The 21282-nt window shown below is 61.1% G+C and carries 16 protein-coding genes; 14 read left to right on the forward strand and 2 right to left on the reverse strand.

The window, feature by feature from the left end; translation table 11 throughout:
• The first annotated feature begins 149 nt into the window (after positions 1-149).
• The 6 genes from AC3E6W_RS08005 to AC3E6W_RS08030 all read left to right on the forward strand — a co-directional run bounded on the left by AC3E6W_RS08005 (position 150) and on the right by AC3E6W_RS08030 (position 8029).
• Positions 150-3041 (forward strand): Rib/alpha-like domain-containing protein, encoded by a 2892-nt coding sequence (locus tag AC3E6W_RS08005; protein WP_490652809.1) that lies wholly within the window; start codon positions 150-152, stop codon positions 3039-3041.
• 115 nt (positions 3042-3156) lie between these two features.
• Positions 3157-3576, forward strand: a complete 420-nt coding sequence (locus tag AC3E6W_RS08010) for an ArsR/SmtB family transcription factor (RefSeq protein ID WP_049343000.1) — start codon at positions 3157-3159, stop codon at positions 3574-3576.
• A 131-nt stretch (positions 3577-3707) separates the two neighbouring features.
• The gene (thrS, locus tag AC3E6W_RS08015; RefSeq protein WP_490652810.1) at positions 3708-5741 is read left to right on the forward strand and encodes a threonine--tRNA ligase; all 2034 of its coding nucleotides are present in this window, start codon (positions 3708-3710) and stop codon (positions 5739-5741) included.
• Positions 5742-5948: 207 nt separating this feature from the next.
• The gene (locus tag AC3E6W_RS08020; protein WP_490652811.1) at positions 5949-6872 is read left to right on the forward strand and encodes a hypothetical protein; all 924 of its coding nucleotides are present in this window, start codon (positions 5949-5951) and stop codon (positions 6870-6872) included.
• A 69-nt stretch (positions 6873-6941) separates the two neighbouring features.
• Entirely contained in the window at positions 6942-7433 is a 492-nt protein-coding gene (locus AC3E6W_RS08025; RefSeq protein ID WP_490652812.1) for a Panacea domain-containing protein, read from the forward strand.
• Positions 7434-7549: 116 nt separating this feature from the next.
• Positions 7550-8029, forward strand: coding sequence for a hypothetical protein (locus tag AC3E6W_RS08030; RefSeq protein ID WP_490652813.1), 480 nt, complete (start codon positions 7550-7552; stop codon positions 8027-8029).
• A 104-nt stretch (positions 8030-8133) separates the two neighbouring features.
• Here AC3E6W_RS08030 and AC3E6W_RS08035 read toward each other — a convergent pair whose 3' ends face one another.
• Both AC3E6W_RS08035 and AC3E6W_RS08040 read right to left on the reverse strand, forming a co-directional pair.
• Entirely contained in the window at positions 8134-11040 is a 2907-nt protein-coding gene (locus AC3E6W_RS08035) for an FAD-binding and (Fe-S)-binding domain-containing protein (RefSeq protein WP_490652814.1), read from the reverse strand.
• 531 nt (positions 11041-11571) lie between these two features.
• Positions 11572-12483 (reverse strand): hypothetical protein, encoded by a 912-nt coding sequence (locus tag AC3E6W_RS08040; protein WP_490652815.1) that lies wholly within the window; start codon positions 12481-12483, stop codon positions 11572-11574.
• A 248-nt stretch (positions 12484-12731) separates the two neighbouring features.
• Here AC3E6W_RS08040 and AC3E6W_RS08045 point away from each other — a divergent pair, with 248 nt between their 5' ends.
• The 8 genes from AC3E6W_RS08045 (at position 12732) to ruvC (ending at position 21109) form a co-directional block, all read left to right on the forward strand.
• A complete protein-coding gene (locus AC3E6W_RS08045) occupies positions 12732-14159 on the forward strand; it encodes a potassium channel family protein (protein WP_239662759.1) in 1428 nt (475 codons plus the stop codon).
• A gap of 393 nt (positions 14160-14552) precedes the next feature.
• Complete coding sequence (locus AC3E6W_RS08050; protein WP_490652816.1) at positions 14553-15122, forward strand: hypothetical protein; 570 nt, start codon at positions 14553-14555, stop codon at positions 15120-15122.
• A gap of 159 nt (positions 15123-15281) precedes the next feature.
• The gene (locus tag AC3E6W_RS08055; RefSeq protein WP_049332458.1) at positions 15282-15854 is read left to right on the forward strand and encodes an HIT family protein; all 573 of its coding nucleotides are present in this window, start codon (positions 15282-15284) and stop codon (positions 15852-15854) included.
• A 130-nt stretch (positions 15855-15984) separates the two neighbouring features.
• Positions 15985-17118 (forward strand): hypothetical protein, encoded by a 1134-nt coding sequence (locus AC3E6W_RS08060; protein ID WP_490652817.1) that lies wholly within the window; start codon positions 15985-15987, stop codon positions 17116-17118.
• A 99-nt stretch (positions 17119-17217) separates the two neighbouring features.
• Positions 17218-18501 carry a Mur ligase family protein gene (locus AC3E6W_RS08065; protein ID WP_490652818.1) on the forward strand — a complete coding sequence of 428 codons (1284 nt, stop codon included), beginning with the start codon at positions 17218-17220 and terminating at the stop codon, positions 18499-18501.
• Positions 18501-19268 carry a type 1 glutamine amidotransferase gene (locus AC3E6W_RS08070; protein WP_070825360.1) on the forward strand — a complete coding sequence of 256 codons (768 nt, stop codon included), beginning with the start codon at positions 18501-18503 and terminating at the stop codon, positions 19266-19268. Before AC3E6W_RS08065 ends, AC3E6W_RS08070 begins: the two co-directional genes overlap by 1 nt.
• A 147-nt stretch (positions 19269-19415) precedes the next feature.
• Positions 19416-20174 carry a YebC/PmpR family DNA-binding transcriptional regulator gene (locus AC3E6W_RS08075; RefSeq protein WP_012903452.1) on the forward strand — a complete coding sequence of 253 codons (759 nt, stop codon included), beginning with the start codon at positions 19416-19418 and terminating at the stop codon, positions 20172-20174.
• Between the two features lie 278 nt (positions 20175-20452).
• Positions 20453-21109, forward strand: a complete 657-nt coding sequence (gene ruvC, locus AC3E6W_RS08080; protein WP_049343020.1) for a crossover junction endodeoxyribonuclease RuvC — start codon at positions 20453-20455, stop codon at positions 21107-21109.
• The last annotated feature ends 173 nt before the right edge of the window (positions 21110-21282 follow it).

Below are 21282 nucleotides of genomic sequence, written 5' to 3' on the forward strand. Positions count from 1 at the left end.
ATGGGGATTGTCTGAGAGTTTCCTGGGAATTCCTGCCAGTTTCTCGGGGGCGTCGCAACGCACTCGCAGACGAATATTTCACTCACGTCCGTGTTTGTTCATACAAACGCACTCACTCAAACAAGCCGACACGAACGGAAGAAAAACGCATGACCATTACTGCACCCAAAAACCAGGTACAGAACCCCGCGGTAGCCACTGCTGAGGCCGCCGCGCAGAACTTTACGCAGGCCCTCGCGCTAACCTCCGCGACGGGTCTGGCCGCCGGCTCGGCGCAGAACGCGAACCCGCGCTTTGCCGGCCGCCGCCGCGCATCCCTCGCCGTTACCGCGGCACTGGCCACCGCCCTCACCGGCGCCAACCTGCCGGCGACCTTCGCGGCTCCCGCCGCTTCGACGACCGCGCACGGCACCTCCGATGGAACCACCTGCGTTGAGGCCGGCCAGAAGAACGTGCCGACCCTCGCAACCCTCACCTCCGTGGCACCCGGCCCCACCTGCTACTGGAACGACGACCCGGCCGCTCAGACCATCAACACCCTGGCACCGGTGAACTCGTCCCTGACTCGGGAAAACCTGATTACCACCGAGAACACCTCGCCCCTGAGTGGCAAGCTCGCCAGCGACTCCTTCGCCGCGCAGAAGCTCACCGGCACCGAAGCCGTCGCCCCCAACAGCAGCGAGATTAGCCGCACCTTCCTCGAGTACAGTGCGGACGCCGGTAACCACCCCGTCACCACCGCCATTAACGCGGGTACCGTCCGTAAGGACCGCTCCCAGACCGTTGGCGCCCACGAGAACATCCCGACCCTCGCGGTGAACTCCGCCAACCCGCACCAGGAGTACGTCGAGGTCGTCTCCCGCGACCAGCGCGTCAACGCCAAGGCCGAGAATAAGCGCATCCTGACCGGCGGCGTGCCGATTCCGGGCTGGCTGGCCGAAGACCACGGCCTCTCGGGTGACCAGTCCCTCGCCCTGTACGACGAGGCGACCGGCATCTGGCGTTCCTACTTCAAGTTCGTGAAGGACGCCGACGCCCAGACCTACACCAGCACCGCCCGTGTGCAGGTTGGCGGCGGCAACGCCTCCACCCCCAAGAGCGCCAAGATTCAGTACGAGACCGTGGGCCGCGGCAACGCCGGTCAGACCGTGACCATCAAGGCCCCCGTAAGCATCGACGTGAAGTCCGGCAACGCCCGCACCTCGTACCCGATCGCGCGCGGCGCCAAGTTCCGCCTGGCCAAGAACGTGCCCGGCGCGTCCATCAACGAGACCACCGGCGAGATTATCTACAAGGTGCCTGCAGGAACCCGCGGCACCGTGGATATTCCCGTGGCAGTGGACTACCCTGCGACCTACCACGTCTCCTCGGGCGGCTACATGCTCGCCAAGCCCAACTTCGAGGGCGTGGGCGAGGACAACTACTGGCTGACCCTCAAGAACGGCACCTCCTCGGTCGTGGGCATGGCCAACGAGCTCACCCAGATTGGCGTGGACGAGCTGAAGGCCGGCAAGATCAACCACATGGTCTCCATTACCGCAGCCGACTACGCCGCCATGAGCGCCTCCTTCCCCGCGAAGGGCACCGACGGCAAGCTGGACCTTTCCAAGTACCCGAACGCACCGCGTGCCGGTCAGCGTGGCTTCCTGCCCGCCAGCTTCGACGTGGAGGAGTTCCTGGCCAACACTGGCCACGCGGACGACCAGCTCACCCGCATGATCCTGACCGCGATGAAGGAATACGGCTTCATCCTGACGGACCACAACCTCTTCACCAACGCCTTCAACCTGGAGGCTCCCAGCTCCTACGCGCCCTACGCCCGCCAGGGTAAGAACGTGTACAAGGAAGACCCGCAGCTGGCCGCCATGTTCGCGAACTTCGTGCCCAGCGGCTTTACGGGCAACCAGTTCCCGTGGCAGCAGGTGCAGTGGATGCCGGTGAACTACACCGAGTCCGCAGAGAACGCCGCCCGCCGCGAGGGCCTGCAGGTTCCCGATACGAACGCCGCCGCCGATGCGAAGGCCGCCACCGATAACGCGGCAGATAACGCCGCCGATAAGGATAAGCAGGGCGCCGCGGAGAAGATTGCACGCCCCGTGACCGCACGTAGCCTGCGCGTTCGCCGCGCCACCGTGCGCACCCCGGATGCGCCGCGCATCAGCGACGCCGACAGCCAGGCGACCGCGGTGAACCAGGCCTCGGGCGCCGTGAAGTTCAGCTTCCCCGCTGACTCCTACGGCAAGACCGGCACCGGCTCCGGCGTGATTTACCAGCCGGCAGAGCATCACGCCACCGTCTACTCGGGTGAAACCGCCGTGGCGCAGAGCGTGCACCAGAGCCACAAGGTCTCCCCGAACTACCGTTACGCCCGTGACTACAATTTCCAGGAAATCGAGCAGACCCCGAACTTCCGCCCCAGCCGCTGGGTGAACAAGGAGAAGGTCAACACCGCTGGTGGCCAGTTCTCCAGCGCTGAGACCGGTATTCGTTTTGCCTCCAACGGCAAGACCGGCACCTACTCGATTGATCTGAACACCCACGAGGTCACCGGCACCACCTGGGACCTGCGCCGCGATAATGGTTCGAAGATTACTGTGAACCGCACCGGCAAGGCGCCCGCCCGCATGTCCGACGTGAAGGCGAAGAAGGGTGCAGCCGCGCAGCTGTACTCGATCCCGCTGAAGGTGCACGTTGTGGATAAGAACAGCCCGATTGCCCGCGAGGATTCGGTCTCGCTGTACTCGGGTACCACCCAGAACGTGGCGGTGCTGAACAACGACGAGGCTTCCTTCGGCGCGTTCAGCCGCGGTGAGACCGTGAAGAAGCTGGAGCTGCTGAACCAGCGCGGCCAGGTCGTCAGCTCCTACAGCGACGAGTACGGCACCTACCGCGTGGTGAACCTGCCCGACGGCACCCAGGGCATTGCGGTGACCGCCAAGTCGAAGCAGGGCTTCGCGCCGCTGGTTCGCTACCGCGCGGTGACCGACAAGGGCGTGAAGTCCTCCGAGGGTTACCTGCAGGTGGCAGTCGCTAACCGCTAGCCGGACGCACCAGCAGTATGAGCGCACATAGGGGAGAGGGGCACGTCAAGAAAGCACGCCGCGCAGGCGTAACTTCCTTGACGTGCCCCGCACCTGTACATAAGGTGAAAATACTATGACTAGCCACCACGAAGACCACCACGAAAATTCCGCCGAAGCTAACACCCACCACGCCAACCACTCCGCACAGGCGCACGAGGCGCCCGCCTCTGCGCCTCTCTTCGAGGGGAGCGGCCCCAAAGACTGGGAGGAGCAGTTCGGCCCGTCCGTGGCAATCTTCTCGGCGCTCGCGAATCCGCTGCGCCTGGCCATTGCGCACCACCTGGTGCACCGCCCGCACAGCGTGAGCGAGCTGCACACCTGCCTGGGCATTTCTCAGCCGCTGGCCTCGCATCACCTGCGCATCCTGCGTGAGGCGCACGTGATTGACCGTGAGCAGCACGGCCGCACCACGATTTACCGGCTGAAGGACCATCATATTAGTCACATTGTGACTGACGTTCACGAGCATACGCGTGAGCATCATGCGGACTAGTCCGCCCTCAAGCTGAGCGTTGGCTGGGAGCCGTTGTAAGATGGTGTGTGTCCGTGCACCAGTACAGTGCGGAATAGTATGCGCACCGGCGGCGCCCCGAGCGGCCGCGAGCGCCTGAGTTAAGGAGACTTATGTCTGCCGCTGATTCTTCAGCAATTGTTATTAGCGTTTCCGGTGAGGAGCGCGAGGTCACCGCGAAGACTGCCGCTGAGCTGTTCGCTGACGACCCGAAGATCGTTGTGGCACGCGTGAACGGCGTGCTCGTTGATCTCTCCCACGAGCTGTCTGCTGGCGATTCCGTTGAGCCGGTTTTCATTCACGAACCGGACGGCCTGAACGTGCTGCGCCACTCTGCCGCGCACGTGATGGCGCAGGCGGTGCAGGAGTACCGCAAGGACGCCAAGCTGGGCATTGGCCCGTACATTACTGACGGCTTCTACTTTGACTTTGATGTTGCCGAGCCCTTCACCCCGGAAGATCTGAAGAAGATCGAGAAGTCGATGATGAAGATCATCAAGTCCGGTCAGCTGTTCCGCCGCCGCGTGGTCACCCACGACGAGGCTGTTGCCGAGATGGCGAACGAGCCGTACAAGCTGGAGCTGCTCTCCCTGAGCCAGGGCCCCGGTTCTGGCGCGGATGCTGCCGAGGGCGCATCCGTGGAGGTCGGCGAGGGTGAAATCACCATTTACGACAACGTGCACCCGAAGACCGGCGAGACCGTCTGGAAGGACCTCTGCCGCGGCCCGCACCTGCCGAACACCAAGCTGATCGCTAACGGTTACGCCCTGATGCGTGCCGGTGGCGCGTACTGGCGCGGTTCTGAGAAGAACCCCATGCTGCAGCGTATTTACGGTACCGCATGGCCGAGCAAGGACGAGCTGGTCGCCTACAAGGAGCGCATCGCTGAGGCGGAGCGCCGCGACCACCGCCGTCTGGGCCGTGAGCTGGACCTATTCTCCTTCCCGAAGACCATTGGCCCCGGCCTGCCGGTCATTCACCCTAAGGGTGGCGTGATTAAGCGCGAGATGGAAGACTACGTGCGCACCCGCCACATTCAGGAAGGCTTCCAGTACGTCAGCACCCCGCACATTTCGAAGGAAGACCTGTTCTACACTTCCGGTCACCTTCCGTACTATGCGGACGGCATGTTCCCGCCCATGGAGCTGGACAACGGTCATTACCGTCTGAAGGCTATGAACTGCCCGATGCACAACGAGATTTACCGTTCTCGTGGCCGTTCGTACCGTGAGTTGCCGCTGCGTTTCTTCGAGTTCGGCACCGTGTACCGTGACGAGAAGTCCGGCGTGCTGCAGGGCCTGACCCGCGTGCGCATGATTACCCAGGACGACTCGCACTCGTACGTGACCAAGGAGCAGGCACCGGACGAGGTGCGTCACCTGCTGAAGTTCATGCTGAGCCTGCTTGAGGACTTCGGCATGACCGACTTCTACCTTGAGCTGTCGACCCGCGACACTGAGGGTGATAAGAAGGATAAGTTCATCGGTACTGATGAGCAGTGGGAAGAGGCTACCGCGGTTCTGGAGCAGGTTGCGAAGGAGACCGGCCTGGAGCTCGTTCCGGATCCGGGTGGTGCTGCGTTCTACGGCCCGAAGATTTCGGTTCAGGCGAAGGACGCGATTGGCCGTACCTGGCAGATGTCGACCGTGCAGTACGACTTCAACCAGCCGAGCCGTTTCGGTCTGGAGTACCAGGCTGCTGACGGCACCGTGCAGGAACCGGTCATGATTCACTCGGCGAAGTTCGGTTCGATTGAGCGCTTCCTGGGCGTGCTGACCGAGCACTATGCGGGTGCGTTCCCGGCGTGGCTGGCACCGGTTCAGGTGATTGGTGTGCCGGTGGCTGAGGCGTTCAACGACTACATGACTGAGATCGCGGATAAGCTGCGCGCGCACGGTGTGCGTGTTGAGGTGGATTACGGTTCGGACCGCTTCACGAAGAAGATCCGTACTGCGTCTACTGAGAAGGTTCCGTTCATTCTGATTGCTGGCGGTGAGGATGCGGAGCACGGCGCTGTTTCGTTCCGTTTCCGCGGCAACAGGCAGGAGAACGGTGTGCCCGTGGATGAGGCTGTGGCACGTATTGTGGAGCATATCCGCAACCGCGTGAACGAAGACCCCAAGCCCAGCACTGAGGGTGCTGAGTAGTAAGGGTTAGGATGCGGGTTCGCCGGCGCGGCTAGACACAGTTAACTGTGGTTAGCTGAGCCGGCGGACTTGTATCGAACCTATATATAGAAACCACCCCCTTTGCAGCGACAAGCTGCGAAGGGGGCAGTAGCAATCTTAGGATACATGTCTGGCTTGTGCCAAGAGGTGCCCTAATTTTTTATTTACTAGCGAAAGATGAGTTTAATGTCTAATAAGAATAAAATTACTATTAAGGAAAGAATTAAAATTATCGTCCTAAAGTATGATAAATATAAAGATTTAATAAAAATTGGTGTACCAACCACATTTGCAATTATTGCCCTTATAGCTGGATTTATTCTAGGAAAACCTTGGAGGGGTGACGCGTGGTGGTGGGTTAGTATCGGAGTGACCATAACAACATTTGTAACCAATCTTGGTGTAGAGTATATTTATTATAAGATAGATTCAAGAGATGCAGTTAATTACTCTAAGTTTATTGAATACCTATTGAAGTATAATAAAAATATTGCAAACGGTGAGTACAAAAATGCATACGAGCATGTCATTGATGAAATTTGGGCTCCCGTCCTCGGTAATGGATGTAGGGTGACATATTATGTTATAGACCTCCCGGAAGATCAAAGGACTTCGAGTGATACACGTTTATCTGTTGATGAGCTTATTGAATTTGGGGCAATATTAAAAGCCAAGTCTTATAATAAAAGGGGAAAGAGGGGTCGTCTCGGTAAGGAAATTAGAGATGAACAGCAACTTAGGAGCATTTTTACGAGCATGCAGGGAAGTTCCCATATTTGCTATGACGACATTAGGCAAGAAAAGTACCTGGAAGATATGAAGGAGATGAGTATAGATCCATATAATAAGAAATATGTTTCATTTGTCAGAATTCCAATTGGTGAATGTGAATACACTGATATAGCTGCAGGTGTTCTTATTGCTGATTCTGATATTACATGCTACTTTAGGGATGAGGGGTTTAATTATACATTTGCGCAATACGTAGCTGGGTTGGTAGAATCTATAAAATATGACCCCGATAGGTATTCTGATGCGACTATTGGGGCAAGTTTAGATACTCTTCTTCCCGAAGCAGAAGATTTCCCTGATGTGGACAGGCACTCCTGATGGCGATCCTGGCAGAAGGAGTATATCGGAGATTATTAAAAGTACTTTCAAAAATAGGAGGGGGTTTACGTGGATAGTCTGAAAAAATATTTTCGTACTGATTTGAAAATCGAAGATGTTGCGCTGTATATTCTGCAGTTGTTGTCCCAGAATGAGAGCGAAGTTTCTGCTATGAAACTTCAAAAAATTTGCTTCTATGTGCAGGGTTGGTATGTTGCTAAAAAAGGCTACCCCTTGTTTAGGCATGATTTTCAAGCTTGGCGATATGGCCCAGTTTCTCCAACTTTATATAAGTATCACGCTAAAAATGCTACGGTATCCTTAAATTCCATTGATATCCCAGGAAATATTCAGAATATATCTGATGCTGATAAGAAATTTATTGAGGTTATTGTTTCACTTTATGATGGATTTACGGGACTTCAGTTGAGCGAGCTTTCTCATAAGCAGGATCCTTGGATTAACGCAAGGCGTGGAATTCCTGAAAACTCACCTAGTACTAATGAAATTACTTTAGAATCGATGCAAGCGTATTTCTCAAAATTTTTAAAATCTAAATAAATAATACCTGTAAAAAATTTTCGGGGTGCATGGATTTTTGTAATATATTCCATGCACCCTAATTTTTTTGAGGGGGGTATTTGAAGGCTAGAAGGCGCATTTGAAAGGATTGAAGAATGGCAAGCATTGAAGTGATGAAAGAACGAGCTCGCATCGCGGGACGCTTCAACCTGTCTGCCCGCCGCAATCCAGAACACCGCGCACTCGTAGCCCTAGCGGCTCAACGCGCCGGAGGAGAATGCCACGTCATCCCCGCAGCCCCGGCTGAGAAAGTCGCTGACGTCTTCCGCCGCTCCCGTAACATTGCTGGAGAATCAGCCGTCATCATCGTCACCGAAATCAACGGAACGCTCTACGCCCAAATCATCCAAGCCGAACGCGTCCGAAACCTCGGGCAAGACTCACGCGGTGTAACAACCGTTGCGAGCGCATCCGGCGTTACCCAACCGGAAACCGCACACGAAGACCTGACAATCGGCACCTTCTTGCAGTACGCACAGATGATCCCGAACGGCTCAGTTGTCCTAGAAAGCGACCTGAGCCCGGTACAGGCAGTTGCCCAGAACGCGCTAGGAACCCACTTGGTCACTGCCTAAAGAAGAGCCTAGAAGCACTGCGACAGATAGAAGGAACCCGGCGGACTATCCATCAGATAGTCCGCCGGGTCCCTTCTTTATGCCGTTGCTATGCGCTCAGCCTTTTAGCGGGTGGTGCGTTCCAGCAGCTGCAGCACGTTCTGGTAGCTGTGGCCGGTCGCCTCCGTCATGCCCTGCTCGCAGGTACGGTTAGCCGAAATGTATGCGGCGAACTCCTTCTGCTCGCTCAGCTCCGTAGCCTCAGCCTCCGTAGCGCTCGCCGTCAGCTCGGGGTGCAGCATACCGCGGTCACCCGCGTAACCACAGCAACCCCAGTGCTTCGGCACGTACACGTCGTCACTCATCGCATTCGCAATCTTCTCAAACGCAGGCTGAGTACCCAGGTGAGTCATGGAGCAGGTCGGGTGCAGTGCAATCGACGGCAGGGGAGCAGACACGCTCAGCTTATCCAGCATGTTATCGGCGGCGAACTGAACCGCATCGTACATGCGCAGACGCGAGAAGTCCGGCTCACCCGGCTTCAGGCCGTTCACGATCTTGTGCTCAAGTGCCTTAATAACCTTCTCGCGCATCACCTCAAGGCCCTCAGTACAGGATGAAGCGTCACACACGACCGGCAGGCGGCCACCGTCGGTAGCCTCCCACAGGGACTTCAGCACACGGTCGCTCATAATCGAGTAGCCGTCGGTAAAGCCCTTCGACTTCCACGGGGTAGCACAGCACATCTCACCAATATTGTCCGGGATGCGGTACTTCACGCCGGTACGCTCGCACAGGCGGATGAACGCCTGGGTTGCGTTGACCGGGTCGTGCTTGCCGTCGCCGTCCACGCCGCCGAACATGGAGTTCACGCAGGCGGGGAAGAAGACAATCTCAGCGGTTGCGTCCTTATGCGGCTTACGCGCCGGGCCACCAACCGGCAGGTCCTTCTTGTAGGAAGGAACCATGTCGTCGCCCATGACCTTACGGGCGATGTTGGTGGTACCGTGCACCACGGGGAACGGCAGCTTCTTAGCCACAGTCAGAGACTTACCGGCGACCTTGTCCATGATGCCCCACTGCTGTGCGGCGACCTTCCAGCCGGTAGCGGCCAGCTTGTCCTGGTTCTCAGAACGCAGGCGGCGAATCAGATCACCGGTGTTAATGTTCACGGGGCAGCGGGTCTGGCACATGCCGTCCACAGCACAGGTCTCAATGCCGTAGTACTCGTACTCCTTACGCAGGCGCTCAGCGAGCTCGTGGTCGCCGTTCGCCTCAGCGGCAGCAATCTCACGGCGCAGCACAATACGCTTACGGGGGGTGAGGGTCAGGTTGCGGGAGGGGCAGACCGGCTCACAGTAGCCGCACTCCACACAGCGGTCGACTTCTTCCTCAACGGTCTCAGCGACCTTCAGATCGGTCACGTAGTCGGTGCCCGGCTCAACCAGCAGAACGCCGGGGTTCATGAAGCCCTTCGGGTCAATGAGGCGCTTAATCTGGCGCATCACGTCGAAGAGCTCGTCACCGAACTGGCGGCTCACAAACGGAGCCATGATGCGACCGGTACCGTGCTCAGCCTTCAGCGAGCCTTCGTTACCGAGGATCAGCTGAACCATTTCTTCGGTGAACTCGCGGTAGCGATCCAGCTGCTTCGGGTCGCGGAACTGCTCGTTCAGCATGAAGTGGATGTTACCGTCCTTCGCGTGGCCGAAGATCACGGAATCCTTGTAGCCGTGCGATTCGAACAGCTTGGTCAGGTCGCTACAGGTGTTACCCAGAACCTCAACAGGAACAACCACGTCTTCGAGCAGTGCGTTGGTGCCGGAACGGCGGTTACCCGCCACGGTGGTGTACAGGCCACGACGGGCAGCCCACAGGGCGTTACGCTCAGACAGCTTGCTGGTCATCGACACGGGCGATGCCACGGGCAGGCTCTTAAACATGGGTGCCGCGGCGGCAGCCAGGTCGTTCAGCTCCTGCTCGGAGTTGCCCTGGAACTCAACCAGCAGGGCGGCGTGGTCCTTCACGTCAATGGCGGCGAGCGCCTCCGCAGCCTGGCCGGTACGCTGAGCCACGCGGATGCTGGTGGCGTCCATGAGCTCGACGGTGGCCAGCTTGTTGGCAACCAGCTCGGGTACGGAGCGTGCGGCATCAATCAGGTTGTTGAACACCAGCAGGCCGGTGGAAATGTTCTTCAGAATCGGGCGGGTGCGGTAGGTTGCCGAAGCAACAAAACCGAGGGTACCTTCCGAACCGATTAGCAGGTGCTGCAGAATGTCCACGGGGGTCTCAAAGTCGACCAGGGAGTTCAGGCCGTAACCCATGGTGTTCTTCATGGAGTACTGCTGGCGAATCTTCGCCATGGATTCGGGGTTCTCGGTGACGCGCTTGCGCAGGCGCAGCAGGCCCTCGTGGAGCTCGGGCTCGAGGGAGCGTAGCTTCTGGTCGGCGTCCGGTTCTGCTGTGTCAATGATGGTGCCGCTGGGCAACACGAATACCATGGAGTCCAGGGTGTTATACGTGTTGTAGGCGGTACCCGAAGACATACCGGAGGAGTTGTTAGCGACCACGCCACCGATGGTGCAGGCGGACCAGGATGCCGGGTCCGGGCCGAGCTTGTAGCCGTAGGGTGCCAGGTAGTTGTTGACCATCATGATGGTCGCGCCGGGCTGCACGCGAACCTTCTTGCCGTCTTCAAGGACCTCGATCTTCTTGAAGTGGCGGCGGGTGTCGACCATCAGGCCGTCACCGCTGGACTGGCCGGAGAGGGAGGTACCGCCGGAGCGGAAGGTCAGCGGCAGGCCGAGGTCGCCGGCTGCGCGGAAGATGTTTGCGACGTCTTCGGCGGAGTCGGGGCGGACCAGGCCGGCGGGCACGAGCAGGTAGTGGGATGCGTCGTGTGCAATAGCGAGGCGTTCGAGTTCGGAGACGCTCGATTCGACGGCTTCTGCGCGTGCATCGGAAAGTAGACGATTGAGGGTGTCCGCGTAGGGGGACTTGAGTGCTTCGGACGTGTTTGACACAACGGTCATAATCTTGAGCTTCCTTACTGGTGAAGAGCGTAATGCTGTCCTTGTATCCAGTATCTTCCTTTGAACCCCGTCTTTTCTTCTTAGCGTTGGCTAAGCTTGGAGACTATCTGTCACTATATGGGGCGCCGGGTATGCGCCGGGCAGTGATGTGGTTTCCCCTTGTAGCTATTGGCATCCCGTGGGTTTTTGCGTGCACTCGAGGGAGGCGTCTACGCCGCATATGGACCGATTCGGATTTTTTAGATTCCACCCGCCGGGCGCTGTAACAATTCGGCAGGTGGCGGCCATTGCGCTTTCGGGGCGCGAACTGGGTGCGAGCTGAGAGGGCGAAGCTCAGAATGAGAGGTATTTTCTCCTTCGGCTCGCGGCGCTACAAAGCGGGGGAGTGGGGAACGGAGAGTGGTAGGTATCAACGGTTTAAAAAGCGCGTTAAAAAACGCGGGGCGGAAAGCTGCCTGCCTTCCGCCCCGCGCCGGTGCCCCCCTGCCGCAAGGGGGTGAAAGATTTAGGACTCGTCGAAGAAATCCTCGTCTACGCGCGGGAGCTCAGCGTCGTGAGGGTCCAGCGGGCCGATGCATCCGAGGCCACCACACCGCACAGCAGCGGCGACTTACCCGCCGCGCGCACCCCCAGATCATCCAGGAAAACACGACCGCCGGAGGGCACGCTCCGCTCCTGGCGAGTGGTCCCCGCGCAGTACACCCGAATCGGTGCGTCCGAACGGTTCTCGACGGCGGCAGAACTCGTGCGGCCCGTCGCATCGTGAACAAAACCTCGCGTGCCCTGCTGAACAATATCGCCCGAAGACAGCGTCTGGCTCACGAGCGCCAGGCCCTCCGGGGCGGTCAGCTCGCCAGAAGAATCAACGCCCAGCGAGCGCACCGACACCACCCACTGCGCATCATCGGCCAGGTTCGAGGTGGAGGCAGTCACCCGCGTCGCGCTCAACGACACCCCGGAACCACTCGCGCTCGCGGAAGGAGCCTCCGCGGTATTGCGAACCCACACGCCGCCCATTTCACCCGACTCACCCGCCGGGAACTCCACCGAGGTCCCACCCTCATCGCGTAGGGAAACGCGCATGGGGGCCGTCGGCTCGCCGCGCCGCTCAAACTCAATATAGGAGTACGAGCCGGCACCCGAGGGGCCCTCGAACACGGCCTCATCGACGGGGCCTCGACCCGAGAACAGGCGGTAGCCCTCACGCTCCTCATTAACGGGGGCGACCCCGCGGCTGACCGCAAGCGAACCGTCCACGCTGGCCGAAGCTGAGGCGGAAGAATCCGCGTTCGGCGTGGCGCACCCGCTCAGGGGCACGACGAGGACCGCAGCCAGGGTCAGCGCGATGCCGCGGGTCCGTGCACGGCCCCCGTGCAGGCCGTGCACGGGAAGAGTCGAGGGCGTGGCGGGAAAGGCGGGGGAGAGGAAGCGTGAAGGGGTCATGGGGCACTCCGGTGTGGACTCATAGTCGGAAGGTATCGGCGACGCGCGCTCGCATTTTCTGCTGATGCATGCACCACACATTGTGCCAGTTTTGTGCATACGGTGCAACGAAACCTCGCCGCGTCGGTACCCGCAGAATCAACCCCGCGGGCCTGCCAATGCACTCGGGGACGCTTGGGAATGTTTCGGGACACTCGGAGGCGCTCCGGGGCCCAAAGGGCGCAGAGTATCATGTCTCCTAGAGTATCATGTCTCCTATGGATAGGACGGCACAGAATCAGGCACAGGACCCCGCGGACAACGACGCGTACGATCCCGCGCGGGACGAAGACTATGAAGAGGTAGTCGAAGAGTACGCCACCAGCGACGAACCCGATGGCACGCACCGCGAGAGCCACCGCATTACCCGCACGAGCCACCACCCGCACACGCAGGGTATTCCCGTCATGCCCCGGTCCGCGCTCGGCATCGGCTCCGCCGAGTCCTCCGCCGAAACCTATACCGACACCCGTACCGAAACCGCCCGCGAGGTGCGCGAACCCGGAACGCAGACGACCACCATCCGCACGGTCACCCGCACCGAGACGCACCCCGAGGCCCCGGCACACACTCCGCGAACCCGCCTCTTCCGCCGCCTGAGCGCGTACCGCGGCGAGAAGAACCTGGCCGCGTGGGAAGACCGCACCTCTACGCCCATGTTCGTGGCGTCCGTGCTGTACCTGCTTGCGTTCGCCGCGCCCATCATGAGCACGCGTATTCAGGAGCCGTACGACGGGTACCTCAACATCATTCAGATGATTCTGTGGGGCCTCTTCGCCGCCGACTACTGCGTGCGCCTGTACCTGGCGCCGCGGCGACTCTACTTCATCACGCACAACCTGATGAACCTGGCCATCGTGCTGCTGCCGGCGTGGCGTATCGTTAGCTTCCTGGCCATGATTCACCTGACCGCCAACCGCCAATACAAGAGGCTCTCCGAACTGGGGATGAAGCTCTTCGGCTACACCGCGATCTTCATCATCATGTTTGCCCTGTCGATCTATTCGGTGGAATCTTCCGAGCCGGGCGCGATGATTCGTGACCTGCCCACCGCCTACTGGTGGATGTTCACGACCCTCGCCACGGTCGGCTACGGAGACGTTTACCCGGTCACCGGTATCGGCAGGGTCATCGCCGTGATCGTCATGCTGTACGGCGGGGGCTTGGTCGCGGTTGCTACCGGTGCGCTCGCCAGCTGGATTATCGAAAAGTTTGGTGGCAGGGAGGAGCAGGAGTACCCCGCAACCAAGGCTGACGTGGACGATCTTCGCCAGGAGATTTCTGAGCTGCGCGCCCTGCTGGCTCGTGAGTATGCACGTCGCGATAATCCGGCCTACACGCTTCGGGAGGTGGTGGACGAGGACGGTATTCACCCGGTACCCGCGGCGACGGATGTGCCCGCCGCTGGTTGGGGTGGCGGTTCGGGAGCTGAAGGCCCGAGTGAAGAGTGGGCTGGATTCAGCCGCCGGGTTGCCGCTGACCGCGCTGACTCTGGTGCCGAGACCGGTCGCGCTACCGGTAGCGAGGTTGCGGTGCGCGAGGATGTGTCCGAGCAGGAGCCCGTAGCTCTGCTGGAGGAAACCCGCCAGACCTTCACGATTATTCGTGAGAAGTTCTCATTCCGTTCCCGCAAGTAGCTTCGGGAGGCCCTGTTTCGAGGGCCCTGTCTCGAGGGGTTTGGGAGGGTACGAGCAGGTGCTCCCCTCAAAACGTATCGAAGCACCTTGAACGCACTTAATCCAACGGTAAGCAACATTTAATTTACGGCGCATCAAACCCTCATTGTGGCCGCGAGACACCCCGGGTGGTTAGCTCGAAACTATTCCCCAAAAAGTCAAAATGTGAGGAAACTATCACTCAAGATGCCTAGTAGGTCTACACAATAGGTCACCACTGTGGATACACTATCTACGTGCTGGCGTACGAAGACACCCTGTAGCCCGCGTGCTACGGGGTGTTGTTTTATGTTCGTTTCGTTCGGCATGCACTCACAACTCTCACTCAAACACTCATATCAATAGGAGCAATCCGTGGCTTCTAAAACCACTCTGAGCGTGCTGGCTCTGACCGGTGCGCTCACCCTGGGCATGTGCGCCTCCGCAACGGCCGGCGCTTCTAGCTCATCGAATGGTGCATCCCTGGCCGCCCGAACGGTCACCGTCGATGACGCCTCGTTCGCCTCCGCTCGTGCCACCCCGTCCGGCGCGGCAACCTCGGAAATTCAGATTATCTCCGAGGTTCCCTCCTCCAGTTCCGAGACCTACGTTCCGCGCGATGACGCATCGCAGACGGAGAGCACATGGCTGCAGCTCGGTGATACCGAGAACTACGTGGCTGCCGTGGTGCGCGGCAATAAGATCACCGTGACCTACCACCTCAACTATGAAGAGATGGCCACGGTCGTCTGGGTCGGAACCTTCGAGGCCGGTCAGGGGGATTACAGCTGGACCTCGGTCGGCGACCGCCGAACGATGGACAGCAACCCGCTGGCATCTTCGGAATCCGAAAAGGAATTTGCGGTGCGCGACGGCATGCTGACTTTCTCCCTCACCTTCCGCGGTGAGACTCGCACGGTGCAGCTGACGAAGTTCGAGGGCTAGGGCCCGTAGCGTTGAGGGGCGCCGGTTTCGTTCTTGTGGACGGGACCGGCGCCCCTTTTAGCTTCTGCCGCGGGGCCTCTGCCGACCCACGCTGCCGACCCACGCTGCCGACCCGTGGACACCCCTGGTAGGAACGTGAAAACGCTATAGAATGGGACTATGAGCGAGAACACGACCCCCGAGACTGCCGCACCCTCGGTGCAGGATTCCTTCGAGCTACCCGGCGCACCCGACCAGTTCCAGCGCCTGTGGACCCCGCACCGCACCGCCTACGTGAGCGGCGGGCAGAAAGACTACACCGAAAAGACCTGCCCGTTCTGCACCGCACCCGGCCGCAGCGACGAGGAGTCTCTGATTGTGCACCGCGGCGAGCACGCCTTCGTGATTCTCAACCTCTACCCGTACAACCCCGGGCACCTGCTCGTGTGCCCGTACCGTCACATTCCCTTCTACGACGACGCGACCGAGGCGGAAACCCTGGAGATCGCGCAGCTGACCCAGCTCGCCATGAAGGTTCTGCGCGAGGTGTCGCACAACGACGGCTTCAACATTGGTATTAACCAGGGCAAGGTGGGCGGCGCGGGAATTGCCGACCACCTGCACCAGCACATTCTGCCGCGATGGAGCGGCGATACCAATTTCCTGCCGATTATTGCCCAGACTAAAACCATGTCGCGCACCCTGGACGACATGCGTTCGGCGCTCGCGGAGGGGTTCGCCCGCCTGAGCTAGGTCGGCCCGTACTTCTTATCTTTCGGGCTCGCGGCGCTTTGAGAGCGTTCTTTCGCGGCGCCCCGCCGGGCCGGCTCTTTGCTGCTCTGCAGCGCTTCTCGGGCCGTTCAAACCGCTAGAGTTGATAGTCATGGATTACCCCAATCTGCTTGAGAACGCCTTCCTCGAGAACGCCCTCGACGGTGCCGAGGCCTGCTCCGCCGAACCCGCCGCCGGCGTTGGCGGCGAAACCGCTCCGCGCGCCCTCGTGTGGCGGCAGCTGCGCTGGGTGGACCGCCGCCCCGTACTCGAGCTAGAGGCCGTCGAGGCCGAACCGGGCCAACCCGGACCGAACGGGGCCGGCCCCGCGGAAGCCGAACTGCCAGTGCGCCCCGCGGGCCGACGCCTCCGGGTGCCGCTAACCCCCGGGGCCTACCTGGGTCTGCGCGTGGCCCTCGACGCGTCCGGCGCGCCGTACCGCTTCTGCTCCGGCTACACGACCGGCTCGACCGACCCCGGCACCCCCGGAACCCGCCGTCACCCGTGCCCCGAGGCCGCTCGCATCGACCGGGGCCAGCAGTGCCCCCGATGCGCCGCCCGCGACGAATTTACCGCCCTGCACAGCGCGCACCTTTACCCCGGAACGCTCACCGAATCCATGCGCGCCTACGCCATGCTGGAGCACCGCCTCTACATCGCCACGTTCCCAGACGGCACCCACAAGGTCGGTACGAGCTCCCTGACCTCAACCCCGCGACGCCTCGACGAGCAGGCCGTCGCCACGGCCACCTACGTTGCGCTTGCCCCGGACGGGCTGACCATACGCCGCGCCGAGGATGCCGTGACCGCCCTCGCCGGAATCGGCCAGGTCAAACAGGTGGCGAGCAAGTACCGCGCCTGGACGCATCCGCTCCCGGGTGCTCAGCTGCGCACCGCCCACGAGGATGCGGTGGCCCGCGCCCGCGCCGCCCTCACCGAGTTCCTGGCGAGGGAGCCCGACCTGCAACTATCCGCCCTGGATGAGCCGTGGGTTCCCTCCCTGGCGATGAATCGCCCGTACGCGGCCCTGCGCGCGCGCAACCCGGAACCGCTCGCACCGTGCGACTCGACGTTGGACGGCAGTACGGCCGGGTTCTTCTGCACGGGTGCGGCGGGCCAGTTTGTGAGCGCCCACGTGGGCGATCCCGACGCCGCGTTCCTCGTCAACACCGCCGAGTGGCGCAACCTGCTGGTCGTTCCCGACCGGGGATTCACACGGGTGAGGGTGCAGGGCTCGCTCTTCTAAAACCGCCCGCCCGGCAGGGTTCAAGCCCACCGCGGTCCGTTTTGGCTTGAGCGAACGCCCCCGCCGCACCCTTCAGCGGCACCGTGCGCGTGTACTAAAATGGTAAGCATGTCCAAACCCCTCATTCGCCTTCTGGGTCAGGGCGTGCGCTACGCGACTAAGCTTCGCGGTGGCGGCTCCGCGTTCCCCGGCCTCGTCATGGAAAAATTGCACCCGCAGTTCGTAGCCGAAGAGCTCGCGAAGCTGCCCTACGGCGTGGTCGTCGTCTCCGGCACGAACGGTAAGACCACCACCACGAAGATGGCCGTTCAGCTACTCGAAGCGCAGGGCCTGAAGGTCTTCACCAACCGCACCGGCTCCAACTTTGTGCGCGGTGTGGCCGCCGCCCTGCTGGGTGAGATGACCCTCACCGGCAAGCTTGATGCCGACATCGCCGTGCTGGAACTCGACGAGGCGCACGCCGTGCACTTCGTCAAGGCCGTCAAGCCCGACTACGCGCTGCTGCTGAACGTTCTGCGCGACCAGCTGGACCGCTTCGGCGAGATTGACACGACCCGCCGCATGCTCGCGACCGTGGCCGCCGCAACCACCAACACCGTGGTGCTCAACCGCGAGGACCCGCGCATCCGCTCCCTCGCCGAGAACGTGCAGCCGGGCGTGAAGGTCAACTACTACGGCCTGGCCGAGTCCCTTCGCTCGTACTTCCCCTCGGACGATGAGATGCGCGGCGGCACTGTCGCGAAGCAGTCTCTGCCCAATGCCGACGTTACTCTCACCGCCTTCTCCGGCACCTCCGCAACCTTCGATGTGGCGGGTGTGGAACGAGTCGGCGAGATTAACCTGTACGGCATTTACAACATCTTCAATGCGGCTGGCGCTATGGCGCTGACTCGCGCCGTCATGGGCGAGAAGCTCGATGAAGATAAGCTCATCGCAGAGTTGGCGAAGATTACTCCCGCCTTCGGTCGCGGTGAGACCCTGAACGTGAACGGCCGCCCGCTGCAGCTGCTGCTCGTGAAGAACCCCAGCGGCTTCCGCCTGTCCCTGGCCAGCGCGAACGCTGACGACTACGCCACCATGATTACGATTAACGACCAGTACGCTGACGGTCGTGACGTGTCCTGGCTGTGGGATGTTGACTTCGACGGCCTGCGCGGCACCGGCGTGCAGATGGTCTCGGGCGTGCGCGCCTGGGATATGGCGCTGCGCCTGGAGCACGACGGCGTGAAGGTCGGCGAGGTCGACGAGAACCTGGCCGATGCGCTCAAGCAGTTCATCGCCTCCAGCGGTAACGCGCCCATGCGTATTTTCTGCACCTACACCGCCATGCTGGCCCTGCGTGAAGAGCTGGCAAAGATTACCGACGTTGAGAAGGTCTCATAATGACGGCAACCCACACTTTTGAGGGCACCCCGGCGCCCGGCCCGAACAACGGCAAGACGCTGCGCATCGTGCAGCTCTACCCGCTGGACATGAACATCTACGGCGACTGGGGCAACACCCTGGCGCTGGCCCGCCGCGCGCAGGCACACGGCTTCGACGTGCAGATTCTGGACCACAACCCCGGCCAGGCCTTCCCCGAGGACGTCGACATCATCCTCGGCGGCGGCGGCCAGGACTCCGGCCAGTCCGTGATTCAGGACGACCTGCACGCCATCGGTGGTACCCTGCGCTCGCTGGCCGAGGACGGCGTGCCCATGCTCGTCATCTGCGGCCTGTACCAGCTGTTCGGCAAGGAGTTCCGCACCCGTGAGGGCGAGGTGCTCAAGGGCATCAACATCTTCGATGCGCACACGGTCGGCGGCGACGAACGCCTGATTGGCAACATCGTGGAGGAGTCCGAGGAGTTCGGCACCGTCATCGGTTTTGAGAACCACTCGGGCCTGACCTACCTGGGTTCCGGATGCACCCCGCTGGCTACCGTGACCAAGGGTGAGGGCAACAACGTGACGGACTCTTACGAGGGTGCACGCGTGCACAACGTCATCGGCACCTACCTGCACGGCTCGCTGCTGCCGAAGAACCCGAAGATTGCGGACTACCTGATTGAGCAGGCCGCAATTCGTCGCTTCGGCGAGTTCACTCCGAACGCGATTGACGACTCGCTGGTGGAGAAGGCGCGCGCCTCGGCCGCGTCTCGCCCCCGCTAGCGGTTCACTGACGTGCTATTCCGGGCGCTGGCGTGCACTCTAAGAGGTGGTGTGCGCCTCCGCTACGGTATAGTTGATTGAGTTATAGTACAGTGCGCGGGGCGTTTCGCCGTGCCCGCGCAGAGGTTTTGACTAAGGGAGATACGAATGTCCGGTCACTCTAAATGGGCGACTACTAAGCACAAGAAGGCTGCTATCGACGCTAAGCGCGCGAAGGCTTTCGCGAAGTTCATTAAGGCTATTGAGGTTGCGGCACGTATGGGTGGCGCCGATATTGCCGGTAACCCCGCTCTTGACCTGGCTGTGTCGAAGGCGAAGAAGAACTCCGTCCCCAACGACAACATCGACCGCGCTATCAAGCGTGGCGCCGGCCTGACCGGTGAGACCATCGACTACACCGAGATTATGTACGAGGCACGCGGCCCGCAGGGTACCGCCCTGTACATCGAGTGTCTGACCGATAACCGTAACCGTGCAGCGTCTGAGGTTCGCCTGGCCGTGACCCGTAACGGCGGCACCATGGCTGACCAGGGTTCGGTTGCGTTCCTGTTCGAACGTAAGGGCGTTGCTGAGGTCACCAAGACTGACGGTCTGACCGAGGACGACGTTCTGATGGCTGTTCTGGATGCCGGCGCCGAAGAGGTCCTGGACGAGGGCGATATCTTCACCGTCATCTCCGCACCTACCGACCTGCCCGAGATTCGTAAGGCTCTGGACGAGGCCGGCCTGGAGTACAACAACGACGACCCGGTCTTCCGCCCGACCATGCAGGTCGACCTGGACGCCGAGGGCGCCAAGAAGTTCCTGAAGCTGGCAGACGCCATCGAGGAACTGGACGACGTGCAGAACGTCTACTCGAACGCTAACGTCTCTGACGAGGTTGCTGCTCAGCTGGAAGCCGAGTAATCACCGCCTGAGCGCGCCACTTTTGAGCGTGCACTGAAGCCACTTCCCGGCCGGCCCACCGCGCGTGGACCCGGCGGGAGGTGGCTTTTGAACGTTATGCCGGTCGGCGCCCGACCTAAACACCCGGCCTAAACAATCGGCCGTATTCCGGCTGGCTGCCCCGCGAACTGCGGTATCGCAGACCTTACCCCGCGAAGACCCCGCGAAGACCATGTGAAGACCCCGCGAACTTTGGAAGGAAAGCACACGTGAACGCTGCATCCGCCGCGCGCGATAGCATGCGCGAAAACCATACGGTCGCCGCCGTGGACCGCGTGCCGGGGGCGACCCGCATCATGGGCGTGGACCCCGGCCTCACGCGCTGCGGCTTCTCAATGCTCGACATGACCGCCGACCGTAAGGCGCACTTCGTGAACGTGGGCGTGGCGGGCACCGACCCGGCCCGCACGCTGGACCAGCGCATCCTCTGGATTTTCAACGCGGCCTCGCACTGGCTGGACACCTACCGGCCCGACGCCCTAGCGATTGAGCGCGTCTTTGCGCAGGAGCAGGTGAACACGGTGATTGGTACGGCGCACGCCTCGGGCGCGGTGATTTCTGCGGCGGCGATGCGCGGCGTGCCGGTGTTCTTCCATACGCCCTCCGAGGTGAAGGCGGCGGTGACCGGCAGCGGTCGCGCGGATAAGGCCTCGGTGGGTCGCATGGTGACCCGCATTCTGGGCTTGAACGCCATGCCGAAGCCCGCGGACGCGGCCGACGCGCTGGCCATCGCCATCTGCCACGGCTGGCGCGGCGGCGGCATCGGTTCGGGTATTAACATGTCGGCGCAGACGCAGACGCACCAGGGATCGCGGCCCGCGAAGGCTCGCCGTGCGGGTTCGCTGACCCCCGCGCAGCGCGCCTGGATGGAGGCGGAGGCTAAGGCCCGCCGCTAGGGGTGCCGACTCGTTACCCTTCGAGCAAACCCCTTCGAACGTACCGGGAGCTGGATTCGCTAAAGAATTCGAATATCCCTTGATTTCAGAAGAAATATTCTAATATACTGATAGTATCTTCCCGTGGCATACCCGCCGGCCCCGATGCGCGCCGGCGGCACAGCAGGCCGCGG

Source organism: Rothia sp. SCPM-O-B-18226 (M350) (genome assembly GCF_058213595.1).

Excerpts from the sequence above, each read along its gene's own strand:
- AC3E6W_RS08010 (WP_049343000.1), top strand. The coding sequence starts at position 3,157 with ATGACTAGCCACCACGAAGACCACCACGAAAATTCCGCCGAAGCTAAC.
- ruvC (WP_049343020.1), top strand. The coding sequence starts at position 20,453 with ATGCGCGAAAACCATACGGTCGCCGCCGTGGACCGCGTGCCGGGGGCG.
- AC3E6W_RS08060 (WP_490652817.1), top strand. The coding sequence starts at position 15,985 with ATGGATTACCCCAATCTGCTTGAGAACGCCTTCCTCGAGAACGCCCTC.
- thrS (WP_490652810.1), top strand. The coding sequence starts at position 3,708 with ATGTCTGCCGCTGATTCTTCAGCAATTGTTATTAGCGTTTCCGGTGAG.
- AC3E6W_RS08070 (WP_070825360.1), top strand. The coding sequence starts at position 18,501 with ATGACGGCAACCCACACTTTTGAGGGCACCCCGGCGCCCGGCCCGAAC.
- AC3E6W_RS08075 (WP_012903452.1), top strand. The coding sequence starts at position 19,416 with ATGTCCGGTCACTCTAAATGGGCGACTACTAAGCACAAGAAGGCTGCT.
- AC3E6W_RS08065 (WP_490652818.1), top strand. The coding sequence starts at position 17,218 with ATGGTAAGCATGTCCAAACCCCTCATTCGCCTTCTGGGTCAGGGCGTG.
- AC3E6W_RS08020 (WP_490652811.1), top strand. The coding sequence starts at position 5,949 with ATGTCTAATAAGAATAAAATTACTATTAAGGAAAGAATTAAAATTATC.
- AC3E6W_RS08030 (WP_490652813.1), top strand. The coding sequence starts at position 7,550 with ATGGCAAGCATTGAAGTGATGAAAGAACGAGCTCGCATCGCGGGACGC.
- AC3E6W_RS08055 (WP_049332458.1), top strand. The coding sequence starts at position 15,282 with ATGAGCGAGAACACGACCCCCGAGACTGCCGCACCCTCGGTGCAGGAT.
- AC3E6W_RS08040 (WP_490652815.1), bottom strand. The coding sequence starts at position 12,483 with ATGACCCCTTCACGCTTCCTCTCCCCCGCCTTTCCCGCCACGCCCTCG.
- AC3E6W_RS08005 (WP_490652809.1), top strand. The coding sequence starts at position 150 with ATGACCATTACTGCACCCAAAAACCAGGTACAGAACCCCGCGGTAGCC.
- AC3E6W_RS08045 (WP_239662759.1), top strand. The coding sequence starts at position 12,732 with ATGTCTCCTATGGATAGGACGGCACAGAATCAGGCACAGGACCCCGCG.
- AC3E6W_RS08035 (WP_490652814.1), bottom strand. The coding sequence starts at position 11,040 with ATGACCGTTGTGTCAAACACGTCCGAAGCACTCAAGTCCCCCTACGCG.